Source organism: Streptomyces sp. NBC_00178 (assembly GCF_036206005.1).
Lineage (GTDB): Bacteria > Actinomycetota > Actinomycetes > Streptomycetales > Streptomycetaceae > Streptomyces.
In genome coordinates this window covers 3,649,260-3,662,733 of sequence record NZ_CP108143.1, presented here as the reverse complement: position 1 = coordinate 3,662,733, position 13,474 = coordinate 3,649,260, and the positions used below count along the sequence as shown (strand labels likewise).

General features: G+C 70.5%; 12 protein-coding genes. 5 read left to right on the top strand and 7 right to left on the bottom strand.

The genetic code is table 11. The annotated features are described in order from the left end of the window. Positions 1 to 4 precede the first annotated feature (4 nt). A complete protein-coding gene (locus tag OHT61_RS15830) occupies positions 5 to 1,408 on the top strand; it encodes a dihydrolipoamide acetyltransferase family protein (RefSeq protein WP_329038989.1) in 1,404 nt (467 codons plus the stop codon). A gap of 63 nt (positions 1,409 to 1,471) precedes the next feature. Here the strand turns inward: OHT61_RS15830 and OHT61_RS15825 are convergent, their stop codons facing one another. After that, positions 1,472 to 2,371 carry a D-alanyl-D-alanine carboxypeptidase family protein gene (locus OHT61_RS15825; RefSeq protein ID WP_329038987.1) on the bottom strand — a complete coding sequence of 300 codons (900 nt, stop codon included), beginning with the start codon at positions 2,369 to 2,371 and terminating at the stop codon, positions 1,472 to 1,474. A 375-nt stretch (positions 2,372 to 2,746) separates the two neighbouring features. On the opposite strand from OHT61_RS15825, the gene OHT61_RS15820 reads away from it, so the two are divergent. Both OHT61_RS15820 and OHT61_RS15815 read left to right on the top strand, forming a co-directional pair. Next, complete coding sequence (locus OHT61_RS15820; RefSeq protein WP_329038986.1) at positions 2,747 to 3,433, top strand: GntR family transcriptional regulator; 687 nt, start codon at positions 2,747 to 2,749, stop codon at positions 3,431 to 3,433. Continuing rightward, positions 3,430 to 4,737, top strand: coding sequence for an MFS transporter (locus OHT61_RS15815; RefSeq protein WP_329038983.1), 1,308 nt, complete (start codon positions 3,430 to 3,432; stop codon positions 4,735 to 4,737). The genes OHT61_RS15820 and OHT61_RS15815 overlap by 4 nt, the downstream gene beginning before the upstream one ends. A gap of 82 nt (positions 4,738 to 4,819) precedes the next feature. On the opposite strand, the gene OHT61_RS15810 is transcribed toward OHT61_RS15815, so the two are convergent. Further along, positions 4,820 to 5,644: a maleylpyruvate isomerase family mycothiol-dependent enzyme gene (locus OHT61_RS15810; protein WP_329038981.1), complete on the bottom strand. Its 825-nt coding sequence runs from the start codon at positions 5,642 to 5,644 to the stop codon at positions 4,820 to 4,822. Between the two features lie 199 nt (positions 5,645 to 5,843). On the opposite strand from OHT61_RS15810, the gene OHT61_RS15805 reads away from it, so the two are divergent. Next, positions 5,844 to 6,635 carry a carbon-nitrogen family hydrolase gene (locus tag OHT61_RS15805; protein WP_329038978.1) on the top strand — a complete coding sequence of 264 codons (792 nt, stop codon included), beginning with the start codon at positions 5,844 to 5,846 and terminating at the stop codon, positions 6,633 to 6,635. Between the two features lie 58 nt (positions 6,636 to 6,693). Here OHT61_RS15805 and OHT61_RS15800 read toward each other — a convergent pair whose 3' ends face one another. Next, the gene (locus OHT61_RS15800) at positions 6,694 to 7,185 is read right to left on the bottom strand and encodes an LURP-one-related/scramblase family protein (RefSeq protein WP_329038977.1); all 492 of its coding nucleotides are present in this window, start codon (positions 7,183 to 7,185) and stop codon (positions 6,694 to 6,696) included. A gap of 64 nt (positions 7,186 to 7,249) precedes the next feature. On the opposite strand from OHT61_RS15800, the gene OHT61_RS15795 reads away from it, so the two are divergent. After that, the gene (locus tag OHT61_RS15795) at positions 7,250 to 9,061 is read left to right on the top strand and encodes an NHL domain-containing thioredoxin family protein (protein ID WP_329038975.1); all 1,812 of its coding nucleotides are present in this window, start codon (positions 7,250 to 7,252) and stop codon (positions 9,059 to 9,061) included. Between the two features lie 111 nt (positions 9,062 to 9,172). Here the strand turns inward: OHT61_RS15795 and OHT61_RS15790 are convergent, their stop codons facing one another. The 4 genes from OHT61_RS15790 to OHT61_RS15775 form a co-directional block, all read right to left on the bottom strand. Beyond that, positions 9,173 to 9,394 carry a DUF6458 family protein gene (locus tag OHT61_RS15790; protein ID WP_031090542.1) on the bottom strand — a complete coding sequence of 74 codons (222 nt, stop codon included), beginning with the start codon at positions 9,392 to 9,394 and terminating at the stop codon, positions 9,173 to 9,175. Positions 9,395 to 9,494: 100 nt separating this feature from the next. Further along, on the bottom strand, positions 9,495 to 10,793 hold the full coding sequence (locus OHT61_RS15785; RefSeq protein WP_329038971.1) for a M18 family aminopeptidase: 1,299 nt from the start codon (positions 10,791 to 10,793) through the stop codon (positions 9,495 to 9,497). 94 nt (positions 10,794 to 10,887) lie between these two features. Continuing rightward, positions 10,888 to 11,523 carry a hypothetical protein gene (locus tag OHT61_RS15780; RefSeq protein ID WP_329038970.1) on the bottom strand — a complete coding sequence of 212 codons (636 nt, stop codon included), beginning with the start codon at positions 11,521 to 11,523 and terminating at the stop codon, positions 10,888 to 10,890. 103 nt (positions 11,524 to 11,626) lie between these two features. Continuing rightward, positions 11,627 to 13,453, bottom strand: a complete 1,827-nt coding sequence (locus OHT61_RS15775; protein WP_329038968.1) for an acyl-CoA dehydrogenase — start codon at positions 13,451 to 13,453, stop codon at positions 11,627 to 11,629. Positions 13,454 to 13,474: the final 21 nt, after the last annotated feature.

Sequence of the window (13,474 nt, the reverse complement as noted above, 5' to 3'; positions counted from 1 at the left end):
GATCGTGACGACGATGACCGATACGTCTGCTCGTTTCCGCGAGTTCAAGATGCCGGACGTGGGAGAGGGCCTCACCGAGGCCGAGATCCTCAAGTGGTTCGTCCAGCCCGGCGACACCGTCTCCGACGGCCAGGTCGTGTGCGAGGTGGAGACCGCCAAGGCGGCGGTGGAGCTGCCGATCCCCTTCGACGGGGTGGTGCACGAGCTCCGCTTCCCCGAGGGCACGACCGTGGACGTCGGCCAGGTGATCATCGCGGTGGACGTGGCGCCCGGCAGCGGTGACGCCCCGGCCCCCGCGGAGACCGTCCAGCAGCCCGTGACCCCGGCACAGCCGGAAGCCGAGCCGGAAGCCCCCAAGGGGCGGCAGCCGGTGCTGGTCGGCTACGGCGTGGCCGAGTCCTCCACCAAGCGCCGCGCCCGCAAGGGCGTCGAGGTCCCGGGTCCGGCCGCCGCCGCGGTCCAGGCCGAGATGAACGGCCGCGCCGCGGCTGTTCCGGAGACCCGTCCGCTCGCCAAGCCGCCCGTGCGCAAGCTGGCGAAGGACCTGGGCATCGACCTGGCCACGGTCACCCCGACCGGCGAGGGCGGGATCATCACCCGCGAGGACGTCCACGCGGCGGCCGCCCCGGCCCCCGCCGAGGTCCCCGCGCAGCCGGTGGCGGCGCCCGTCGCCCCCGCACCGGTCGCCGTGCCCGCGGACGCGGCCGGCCGTGAGACCCGTATCCCGGTCAAGGGGGTGCGCAAGGCCATCGCGCAGGCCATGGTCGGCAGTGCCTTCACCGCGCCGCACGTCACCGAGTTCGTGACGCTCGACGTCACGCGCACGATGAAGCTGGTGGCGGAGCTCAAGGAGGACAAGGACATGGCGGGGGTGCGGGTCAATCCGCTCCTGATCATCGCCAAGGCCCTGCTGGTCGCGATCAGGCGCAACCCCGGGGTCAACGCCGCCTGGGACGAGGCCAACCAGGAGATCGTGCAGAAGCACTACGTGAACCTGGGCATCGCGGCCGCCACCCCGCGCGGCCTGATCGTGCCGAATATCAAGGACGCGCACGCCATGGCGCTGCCCGAGCTCGCCGGGGCGCTGGGCGAGCTGGTCACCACGGCGCGCGAGGGGAAGACGGCCCCCGCGGCCATGGCGGGCGGCACCGTGACGATCACCAATGTGGGCGTCTTCGGCGTCGACACGGGTACGCCGATCCTGAACCCCGGCGAGTCCGCGATCCTCGCGGTGGGCGCGATCAAGCTCCAGCCCTGGGTGCACAAGGGCAAGGTGAAGCCGCGTCAGGTGACCACGCTGGCGCTGTCGTTCGACCACCGTCTGGTCGACGGCGAGCTCGGTTCCAAGGTGCTCGCGGACGTCGCGGCCATCCTGGAGCAGCCGAAGCGTCTGATCACCTGGGCCTGACCGGCCGCGCGAAGGGGCCCGCCGCAGGATGCGGCGGGCCCCTTCGCGCGTGTGCGGACCGGACTACTTCTTGAAGCTGTAGTCCATGAGCTTCTTCGCGTCGGTCGTGCGGGTCGTCGAGGACGTCGCGGTGAGAACGGTGCCGATGACCGTCTTTCCGTTGCGGGTCGCGGCGAAGACCAGGCAGTACTTGGCGGTCGGGCCGGAGCCGGTCTTCACGCCGATCGTGCCGCTGTAGCTGCCCAGCAGCAGGTTGGTGTTGGTCCACGACATGTAGCGGTAGCCGCCGGTCTTCGTGGTGACCTTCTGCTTCGTCGACTTCGTCTTCACGATCGCGCGGAACGTGGAGCTCTTCATCGCGGAGCTGGCGAGCTTGGTGAGGTCGCGCGGCGTCGAGTAGTTCGAGCCGTTGCCGATGCCGTCGAACGAGTCGAAGTGGCTGTTCGTCATGCCCAGCGACTTCGCGGTGGCGTTCATCTTGCCGAGGAACGACTTCACCCGGGCGGCACGCGTGGTGCCGGAACCGAACTTGTCGGCCAGCGCGTAGGCGGCGTCGCAGCCCGACGGCAGCATCAGACCGTAGAGGAGCTGACGGACCGTCACCTTGTCGCCGACGATCAGACGAGCCGACGAGGCGGTGTTCTTGACGATGTAGTCGCTGTACGCCTTCTGGACCGTCACCTTGGAATCGAGGTTCAGGTTCTTCTGGGACAGCACCACCTTGGCGGTCATTATCTTGGTGGTGGAACCGGTGGACCGGCGGGTGTCCGCCGACTTGCTGTAAAGCGTCTTCGCGGTGCCGTTGTTCATCACGAACCCGCCCTTGGCGGTGATCGTGGGCGTCGGCAGGGTCGCTGCCTGGGCTGCTGAGGCGGACGTGCTGCCCGCGAGGAGGGCACCTGCGGTGAGGGCCACGGTGGCGGCAACGGTTGCGCGGTTTATGCCCTTAAGACCGGTTTTCAAGTCAAACGCTCCAAATACACCTGAAATGCGGTCACGTGAGAGTGCCGCTTGGTGGTGAGACTCGCGAGGGTGCCGAATGGATGTGCTCACGTACGGGTGAGATCGATTCCGGCTGCACGGATTATACGAACCGAAGCCTTCGCCCGAACCCCCTCGGTGTGCCGGAAGTGTGGAGTTCGGACACGCCCGGGCCGCCGAGGCCGGCGCCTGCCGCTCGGCAGGCACCGGCCGGGGACCGGAAGCGGCCGGACGGCAGGCGCCCCGGGGGCGGAAGGCGGGCGCTCCCAGGGCCGGGACAGGCCGCGCCGGAGAGGGGGCGGGTCCGGATCGCGGACGCCTCGGCGGACGCACCTATGTTGTATCTATGCTGTGCGCATGCCAGCCGCTTCCCTCGTGCCGCCCGCCGTCCGCAACAAGACGGACCCCAAGTCGCCCCCCGCCGCCGAGCGCGTCTACACGCACATCAAGACGGCGGTGCTCGACCGCCGCTACGAGGGCGGCACGCTCCTCACCGAGGGAGACCTCGCCGAGGCCGTGGGAGTCTCCCGGACCCCGGTCCGGGAGGCGCTGCTGCGACTGGAGGCCGAAGGGCTGATCAAGCTCTACCCGAAGAAGGGGGCCCTCGTGCTCCCCGTCTCCGCCCAGGAGATCGCGGACGTCGTCGAGACACGGCTGCTGGTCGAGGAGTTCGCGGCCCGCAAGGCCGTGCCGGCCTCCCCGGGCCTGATCGCCCGCCTGGAACAACTCCTGGAGGAACAGCGGGAACTCGCCGGGGCGGGGGACCTGGCCGCCGTGTCCGTCAAGGACCGCTGCTTCCACGCCGAGATCGTGAAGAACGCGGGCAACGAGATCCTCTCGCGCCTCTACGACCAGCTCCGTGACCGGCAGTTGCGGATGGGCGTCGCCGTGATGGAGGCACACCCCGACAGGATCGCCGCCAACATCACCGAACACGGTGAACTGCTGGAGGCCATCAGGTCCGGTGACGCCGAAGGCGCCGCGCAGGTCGTACGCCGCCACGTCAGCCGGGTCAGGGTGCTGGTCCGGGGTGATGACCGATGAGCTCCGCCGCCCCGGCCCTGTCGCTGCCCGGAGATCCGCCCGGTGGCCGCCGGGCCGCCTGGATCTGGGGCATCGGCGTCGCCGTCTACTTCGTCGCCATCATCTTCCGCACCAGCCTCGGTGTCGCCGGGCTGGACGCCGCCGACCGGTTCGACGTCAACGCCTCCGCCCTGTCGACCTTCTCCATCCTGCAACTGCTGGTCTACGCGGGCATGCAGATACCCGTGGGACTGATGGTCGACCGGTTCGGCACCAAGAAGGTCCTCACCCTCGGAGCCGTGCTGTTCACGCTCGGACAGCTCGGCTTCGCGCTCTCGCCCTCGTACGGCATGGCGCTCGCGTCCCGTGCGCTGCTCGGCTGCGGTGACGCGATGACCTTCATCAGCGTGCTGCGGCTGGGCGCCCGGTGGTTCCCCGCCCGCCGAGGGCCGATGATCGGCCAGGTCGCCGCGCTCTTCGGTATGGCCGGCAACCTCGTGTCGACGCTCTTCATCGCCCGCGCCCTGCACGGCTACGGCTGGACGGCCACCTTCGTCGGCAGCGCCGCCGCCGGTGTACTGGTGCTGATGCTCCTGCTCGCCTTCCTCAAGGACCACCCCGAAGGTCACGAGCCTCCGCCCGCCGAGCACGCCGGCGCCGCGTACGTGCGCAGGCAGATCGCCGCCGCCTGGCGGGAACCCGGCACGAGGCTCGGCATGTGGGTCCACTTCACCACGCAGTTCCCCGCCATGGTCTTCCTGCTGCTGTGGGGCATGCCGTTCCTCGTCGAGGCCCAGGGACTGAGCCGGGGCACGGCGGGCGAACTGCTCACGCTGGTGGTGCTCTCCAACATGGTCGTGGGACTCGTCTACGGCCAGGTGATCGCCCGCCACCACGCGGCACGCGCCCCGCTCGCCCTCGGCACGGTCGCCATGACGGCGCTGCTCTGGGGCTCCACGATCTTCTACCCCGGTGGCCACGCGCCGATGTGGCTGCTCGTCACGCTGTGCCTCGTGCTCGGCTCGTGCGGCCCCGCGTCCATGATCGGCTTCGACTTCGGCCGGCCCGCGAACCCGCCGGAGCGCCAGGGCACCGCGTCGGGAATCGTCAACATGGGCGGGTTCATCGCCTCGATGACGACACTGTTCGCGGTCGGCGTCCTGCTGGACGCGACGGGCGACGACTACCGCGTCGCGTTCGCTTCGGTCTTCGTCCTGGAGGCGCTCGGCGTCGTGCAGATCCTCCGGCTGCACGGCAGGGCGACCCACAGGGAACGCGACCACCACGTCGTCAGCCGCGTGGAGGCCGTGCACGTACCCGCCTGACCGCCGGGCCGGTGCCCGCGCGGCCGGCCCGGCGGTGCGCCCGCCCCGTCCACAGCCGGACGGGCGCGTCGCCGGCCGGGCGTCACGGGGTGACGGCGAAGTTCCGCAGGATCTCTGCCGCCAGGTCCTGGTCCCCGTCGATCTTGATCCGGTCCTCCACGGCGTGCGGACGCACCCGGCCGCACGCCAGGCGGTAGTACGTCTCCCAGTCCATCGCCAGCGTCGCGGCGGGACCGAGGGACGGCGCACCGTCGACCGAGCCGCGCCCCTCGCCGTCGACCCGCACCGTGCGCAGGAACTCCACCGGGCCGTGCACGTCGAAGACCACGGCGGAATTCGGCGGCGCGCCCGCGTCCTTGGCGACCACCTTCGCCAGCCCGATCAGCAGGACGTCCCTGGCGAGCAGGGCGCCGGGGGAGTCGAGGTTGCCCGGCTGCCCCAGCGTCGTCCGCAGGTCCTGTTCGTGCACCCATACGTCGAAGGCCCGCATGCGCAGTGCGAGTTCCAGGGTCTGCTCGGCACCGAGAGGGGCCCGCACCATGGTCCCGGGGTCGCGCGACTCGTTGCGGAGCTGACGCATCCTGCGGATGAGCGTGTACTCCAGCTCCGAGGTCATCTCCGGCGCGGTGTGGTGACGCCGGACGTCTACCTGCATCTCCATGTAGCGCTGCTTGTCGTTCTGCACGTGGTAGAGGTCGCGCGGCAGGGTGTGGATCGGCCGGGGGTCGCCGAGCTGCTCGCACTCCATGCCGATGACGTGCGAGACGATGTCGCGGACCGACCAGCCCGGGCAGGGGGTTCGGCGGTTCCACTCCCCCTCGGCGAGTGGCTTGACCAGCTCGGATATCGACTCGACGGAGTGGGTCCAGGCGTCGGCGTAGGTCTGGAGGCTGGGATGGACGGTCACGGGACCCCTCGTGCGGTTCTGCGGTGCATGGGCTGGCGAGCAGGGACTGCCGACGGGAGGGCCGGCAGCGACGGCGCTGTCTGCGGGCTGCGTGGGAGGTTCGCTCGCTAAGTTACGCTGCGAGCAGGCACCCCGGCAGTGCTTTCGTGTGACGATCGTAGGCCCGCGTTGACGGCTTCCATGCCAGGACGGTGGTAGTGTGCACGCCTCCCTCATCCAGATCGCTGCAAACCCGGATGAATCGATCAATTCCCGTAGAGAGCGCGCGGCTTCACTGGTCGTGGCCCAGCGGGGCGCGGACCTGGTCGTCCTGCCCGAACTCTGGCCTGTCGGAGCGTTCGCCTACACCGCGTTCGAGGACGCGGCAGAACCGCTGCGGGGCCCCACGCACGACGTCATGGCGAAGGCCGCCGCCGAGGCCGGCGTCTGGCTGCACGCGGGTTCCTTCGTCGAGCGCGCCGATGACGGCACCCTCTACAACACCTCGCTCGTCCTCTCCCCCGAGGGGGAGCGCGTCGCCGCGTACCGCAAGATCCACCGGTTCGGGTTCGACAAGGGCGAGGCGGTGATGATGGGAGCGGGCGAGGAACTCGTCACCGTCGCACTGCCCGAGACCACCCTCGGCCTCGCCACGTGCTACGACCTGCGCTTCCCCGAGCAGTTCCGGGGGCTCGTCGACGCCGGCGCCGAGATCCTGGTCGTCCCGGCCGGCTGGCCTGAGCGCCGGCGCGCGCACTGGACCCTGCTGGCGCAGGCCCGCGCCGTCGAGAACCAGGCGTACGTCCTGGCGGTCGGCTCGTCGGGCACCAACGGAGGAGTCGAGCAGGCGGGCCACAGCATCGTCGTGGACCCCTGGGGCGAGGTGCTCGCCGAGGCCGGAGCGGCCGAGGAGGTGCTCACCGTCGAGTTCGACCCGGCGAGGACCGCCACCACCCGGGAGCAGTTCCCGGCCCTGAAGGACCGCCGCCTCGGTCTCGCGCCGCCGCGCTGAGGACGCGGCACCCGGGCCCGGTTTCACGTGAAACCGGGCCCGGGTGCCGCGCCGGTGCTCAGTCCTCGTGCTCCTTGTCGGCGAGCACGATCACGCACACCGCGACCGCGATCAGCAGCGGCACGTCGGCGTCCTCCCGCACGATGTCGACGCCGTACGTGTCCCGGACGGTGAGCCAGCGCCGGGAGATCTGGGCGAGCAGTTCGCCGTCGTAGTCGATGGCGAACTCGCGGTCCAGGATCTTGCCGCTGACGTCCAGCTCCGTGCCGTCCACCAGGGTCACCCGGTAGTGGTTGCGCAGCAGCGAGAGCCGCTTCCGCTTGACCTTGGCCAGCTCGTCGCCGTCCCGTTCGATGAGCATGGTGTCGCGCAGGCTGATCAGCTTCTGGCGGATCTCCACCAGCACCCGGCCGTCCGTGTCCTTCAGCTCGAAGGTGTCGCGGAGCCGCATGGCCTTGCCGTCGACGAGGAAGAGCTTGCGCCCGTCCGCGTCCTCGATCCAGTAGTCGTCGCCGACGCCGAACAGCCGCTCACGTACGAGAAGTCTCATGGATCACAGGTTCCCCGACGCCTGACCGGAATGCGCGCAGGGCACGGTGCTGTTGACTGTTGGCATGACAGCACGTGCACGTGTCCGCGCCCCCGAACTGATCGGCAAGGGCGGCTGGCTCAATACAGGCGACCGGCAGTACACCTTGGCTGACCTGCGGGGACGCATTGTCATCCTGGATTTCTGGACCTTTTGCTGTGTGAACTGCCTGCACGTGCTCGACGAGCTGCGCGAGCTGGAGGAGAAGCACCGCGACACCGTGGTGATCATCGGCGTCCACTCGCCGAAGTTCGTCCACGAGGCCGAGCACGAGGCCGTGGTCGACGCCGTCGAGCGGTACGGGGTGCACCACCCGGTCCTCGACGACCCCGAGCTCGCCACCTGGAAGCAGTACGCCGTGCGGGCGTGGCCGACCCTCGTCGTGGTGGATCCCGAGGGTTACGTGGTCGCCCAGCACGCCGGTGAGGGGCACGCGCACGCCATCGGGAAGCTGATCGAGGAGCTGGAGGCCGAGCACACCGAGAAGGGCACGCTGCGGCGTGGCGACGGCCCGTACGTGGCACCGGAGCCGGTCGCCACCCATCTGCGTTTCCCCGGCAAGGCACTCGTCCTTCCCGACGGGGGATTCCTGGTCTCCGACACCACGCGCCACCGCCTGGTCGAGCTCGACGCCGACGGTGAGACCGTGCGCGGGCACTACGGCAGCGGCGAGCGCGGGTTCGCCGACGGCGGCCGGTCCGACGCGCGGTTCAGCGAGCCCCAGGGCCTCGCCCTCCTCCCGGACGGCCGCATCGCCGTCGCGGACACGGTCAACCACGCCATCAGGGCCCTCGACCTCGCGACGGGCGTCACGACGACGCTCGCCGGGACCGGTCGCCAGTGGTGGCAGGGCTCCCCCACCAGCGGCCCGGCCGCCGAGGTGGACCTGTCCTCGCCGTGGGACATCGCCTGGTTCGGCGACCGGCTGTGGATCGCCATGGCCGGCGTGCACCAGCTGTGGACCTACGACCCCGAGCAGGGGACCGTGCGGGTCGCCGCCGGTACGACGAACGAGGGTCTGGTAGACGGGCCCGGTCCCGAGGCGTGGTTCGCGCAGCCCTCCGGTCTCGCGGCGGCCGGGGACCGGCTCTGGGTCGCCGACTCGGAGACCTCGGCCCTGCGGTACGTGGACCTGGACGGCGCCGTGCACACGGCCGTCGGCACGGGGCTCTTCGACTTCGGACACCGTGACGGGGAGGCAGGCCAGGCGCTTTTCCAGCACCCCCTGGGCGTCACGGCCCTCCCGGACGGCTCCGTGGCCGTCAGCGACACCTACAACCACGCGCTGCGCCGGTTCGACCCGGAGAGCGGTGAGGTCACGACGCTGGCGACGGACCTGCGGGAGCCGAGCGACGCGGTCCTTGTGGACGGCGACCTGGTCGTCGTCGAGTCCGCCCGGCACCGGCTGACCCGGCTGCGGCTGCCCGAGGAGGCCGTGCGCGTCGCGGACCGGGCGCACCGCACGCAGCGGGCGGCCACCGAGGTCGCCGCCGGCACGCTGCGGCTGGACGTGGTCTTCCAGGCGCCCGCCGGGCAGAAACTGGATGTCCGTTACGGGCCCTCGACGCGACTCCTGGTCTCCTCGACCCCGCCGGAACTCCTGGCCGAGGGCGCGGGCCAGGGGACGGACCTGAGCCGTGACCTGGTCCTCGCGGACGGGTTCACCGAGGGCGTCCTCCACGTCTCCGCGATGGCGGCCTCCTGCGACGACGACCCGGCGAACGAGTACCCGGCCTGCCACGTGCACCAGCAGGACTGGGGCGTTCCCGTCAGCGTCACCGCGGGAGGTACGTCCCGGCTTCCGCTGGTGCTGGCCGGGATGGACGAGCAGGCCTGACGGGCCGTGCGTCCCGTCCCCGGGATGCGGGGCGGGACCTCACGGCATGAGTGGTCCCGCTCGCCCGGGCGGGGGGCCGTTCCGGGCAGGCGGGGTGCGTTCCGCGCGCCGTCACTGGTAGCGGCGCTCGTCCTCCGTGACGACCGTGGTGGTGGGCGGCACGACCATGCGGCGGCGCCGCGCGATGCTCACGTAGACGAAGACCCCGACGAGGCCGACGAGCATCATGATCCAGCCGACGAGGTCGACGTTGACGGTGTCCATCTCCCAGTCCGTGGCGAACGCCAGAATCGCCCCGGCACCGATCAGGAGAATGCATCCTCCGAGTCCCATGATTTCCGCCTCCTCGACGGCCCGGTGAATCCGGGCCGGTGTACGGACCGCGTACCCGGCCCGGCAACAAGCATGTCCGGGAAGGCGGTTGGGACGTGTTTCAGCCCGCGAGGAACGCGGCCAGCGCGTTGGCCAGGAGGTAGGGGTCGTCGGCGCCGCAGAGTTCGCGCGCGCTGTGCATCGACAGGATGGCCACGCCGACGTCGACGGTCTTGATGCCGTGCCGGGCCGCGGTGATGGGGCCGATCGTGGTGCCGCACGGCATCGCGTTGTTGGAGACGAACGTCTGCCACGGCACGCCCGCCTTCTCGCAGGCCGTCGCGAACACGGCGCGGCCGCTGCCGTCGGTCGCGTACCGCATGTTGACGTTGACCTTGAGGATCGGGCCGCCGTTGGCGACCGGGTGGTGCGTCGGGTCGTGCCGCTCGGCGTAGTTGGGGTGCACGGCGTGGCCGGTGTCCGAGGAGAGGCAGACGGTGCCGGCGAGGGCGCGGGCACGGTCCTCCAGCGAACCGCCACGGGCGAACACGGAGCGCTCCAGGACCGTGCCGAGCAGCGGACCGTCCGCACCGGTGTCGGACTGGGAGCCGTTCTCCTCGTGGTCGAAGGCGGCCATGACGGGGATGTACGGGATCTCCTCGTCCGGCTGCCCGGCGACGGCGGCCAGTGCGGCCGTCGCGGCGTGCACCGAGAGCAGGTTGTCCATCCGGGGCCCGGCGAGCAGTTCGCGGTCCCGGCCGAGGTAGGCCGGCGGCTCGACGGGGTGCGGCATCAGGTCCCAGCCGGTCACCTCGGCGGGGTCGACGCCGGCCTCCTCGGCGACGAAGCGGATGAGGTCGCCCTCCTCGACGTCGCCGAGTCCCCAGATCGGCTGCATGTGCTTCTGGCGGTCCAGCTTGAGGCCGTCGGGGTTGGCGGAGCGGTCCAGGTGGACGGCCAGCTGGGGCACCCGCAGCAGCGGGCGGTCGATGTTCACGAGCCGGTGGGTGCCGTCGCGCAGCGAGATCCGCCCGGCCAGGCCGAGGTCGCGGTCGAGCCAGGTGTTCAGGAGGGTTCCGCCGTAGATCTCGACGGCGACCTGGCGCCAGCCGTACGCCCCGGTGTCGGGCAGCGGCTTGACGCGGAGGTTGGGGGAGTCGGTGTGGGCCCCCACGATCCGGAAGGGGGTGTGGGCACTTGCCCCCTCCGGCACGTACCAGGCCACGATCGCGCCGCCCCGCAGGACGTACCTGCCACCCGTGGAGCCGTCCCACGCGGCCGTCTCCTCGACCTGCCGGAAACCGGCCTTCTCCAGCCGCGCGGCCGCGGTGGCCACGGCGTGGTACGGGGAGGGGCTGGCCATCAGGAAGGCCATCAGGTCGTCGGTGTGCCCGCGGTCGAAGCGGAGGGAAGAGCTCATGTTCTTCACTTTAACGACGGCCGCCCGGGACGGTTCACGGCGGACGGCCGCCATGCCCGCGGCAGCCGTCCGTAAAGCGCCCGTCCCGGAGCCGTCAGAGCCGCGCGGAGGGCTCCTCGCCGTTCTGTGCCTGCTGTGCGCGGTCGGAGAACAGGGCCGCGAGGTCCTTCACGAGATCCCTGTCGAGCGCCTTCTCGCTCCGGGCGTCGGACGAGACCCAGAGCAGTGCCGTCCCCACCCGGATCTGCCCGGTCACGGCGTACGCCCCGTCGTAGCCCATGGGGCCGGCCGCGGCGTCGCGTTCCGCGCCGGGGGAACCCAGGTCGGCCTCGTCCTTGCCCGCGGTGCGTGCGGTCTGCTTCCACAGGACGTCGTACGCGGCCTCGGTGGCCTTCTCGTCCTTGTACGCGACCATCCAGAAGCTGGCACGCGCGTTCTCGTCGTCCCGCTGGAAGGAGACGGAGCCGAGGAAGGCGGAGTCCTCACAGCCCTCGTTCTTCGCGGACAGGCAGACGGCCCCGGGGCCGACCTCGTCCATGGCGGCGGCCGACGGCTTCTTCGTGATGCCCCACCCGGGCAGCGCGTCCTCGTCCGGCAGCACCGAGGCGACCTGCGCCTTGTCCAGGGCCGTCGCCGCGTCCTCGGCGGCTCCGCAGCCGGCAAGCAGCAGCGCGGCCGCCCCGGTGGCCGCCCACCGTATGCCCGCCGTCCTCATCGGTGTGGTGCCCATGACCTCATCCCCCTCGGTAGTCACCGGGATCATAGGTGCGGCCCGCCCCCTGCTACGGGGGCGGGCCGCACCTGTACTGCGTGACGGACGTGGAACGGCGGGGCTAGAAAGCGGCCTCGTCCAGCTCCATCAGCGAGTTGTCGACCGACTCGGCGAGCGCGCGCTCGGCGGAGACGCCCGGCAGGACGTTCGCGGCGAAGAACTTCGCGGCGGCGATCTTGCCCTGGTAGAAGGCGGCGTCCTTCGGGGAGGCGTTGCGCAGCTTCTCGGAGGCCACGGCCGCGCCCTTGAGGAGCAGGTAGCCGACGACGACGTCACCGGAGGCCATCAGCAGGCGGGTGGTGTTGAGGCCCACCTTGTAGATGTTCTTGACGTCCTCACCGGTCGCGGTGAGGTCGGTGATCATCGTGCCGACGATCGCCTCCAGGTCGACCGCGGCCTTGGCGAGGTGGTCCAGCGAGCCGGACAGCTCCTCGTCGCCCTGGGCACCCGCGAGGAACTTCTTGATCTCCTCGGAGAGGGCGTTCAGCGAGGCGCCCTGGTCGCGGACGATCTTCCGGAAGAAGAAGTCCTGGCCCTGGATGGCCGTCGTGCCCTCGTACAGGGTGTCGATCTTGGCGTCGCGGATGTACTGCTCGATCGGGTACTCCTGGAGGTACCCGGAGCCGCCGAAGGTCTGGAGCGACTGCGCGAGCTGCTCGTAGGACTTCTCCGAGCCGTAGCCCTTCACGATCGGGAGCAGCAGGTCGTTGAGGCCGTTGAGCGCCTTGGCGTCCTCGCCGGCGGCCTCCTTGACCTGGATCGCGTCCTGGACCGAGGCGGTGTACAGCACGAGCGAGCGCATGCCCTCGGCGTAGGCCTTCTGCGTCATGAGGGAGCGGCGCACGTCGGGGTGGTGCGTGATGGTGACCTTGGGGGCCGCCTTGTCCATGAACTGCGACAGGTCGGTGCCCTGGACGCGCTCCTTGGCGTACTCCAGGGCGTTGAGGTAGCCCGTGGAGAGGGCGGCGATGGCCTTCGTGCCGACCATCATGCGGGCGAACTCGATGATGCGGAACATCTGGCGGATGCCGTCGTGCTTGTCGCCGATCAGCCAGCCCTTGGCGGGGTGCTGGTCGCCGAAGGTCATCTCGCAGGTGTTGGAGGCCTTGAGGCCCATCTTGTGCTCGACGTTCGTCGCGTACACACCGTTGCGCGCGCCGAGTTCGCCGGTGGTCCAGTCGAAGTGGAACTTCGGGACCAGGAAGAGGGAGAGTCCCTTGGTGCCGGGGCCGGCGCCCTCGGGGCGTGCCAGGACGTAGTGGAGGATGTTCTCGGACATGTCGTGCTCGCCCGAGGTGATGAAGCGCTTCACACCCTCGATGTGCCAGGAGCCGTCCTCCTGCTCGACGGCCTTGGTGCGGCCCGCGCCGACGTCCGAACCGGCGTCCGGCTCGGTCAGCACCATCGTCGAGCCCCACTGCTTCTCGACGGCGATCTCGGCGACCTTCTTCTGCGCCTCGTTGCCCTCGTCGAAGAGGATGCCGGCGAACGCCGGGCCGGAGGAGTACATCCAGACGGCCGGGTTGGCGCCGAGCAGGAGCTCCGCGTAGCCCCAGATCAGGGAGCGCGGGGAGGTGGTGCCGCCGATCTCCTCGGGCAGGCCCAGGCGCCAGTACTCGGAGTCCATGAACGCCTGGTACGACTTCTTGAAGGAGGCCGGGACGGGCGCGGTGTTGGTCTCGGGGTCGAAGACCGGCGGGTTGCGGTCGGAGTCGGCGTAGGAGTCGGCCAGCTCGTTCTCCGCGAGGCGGGTGACCTCGTCCAGGATGCTCTTCGCGGTGTCGACGTCCATCTCCGCGAACGGGCCGGTGCCGTAGAGCTTGTCGCGCCCGAGGACCTCGAAGAGGTTGAACTCGATGTCGCGGAGATTCGACTTGTAGTGCCCCATGGGAAGGCTCCGTAATCAATA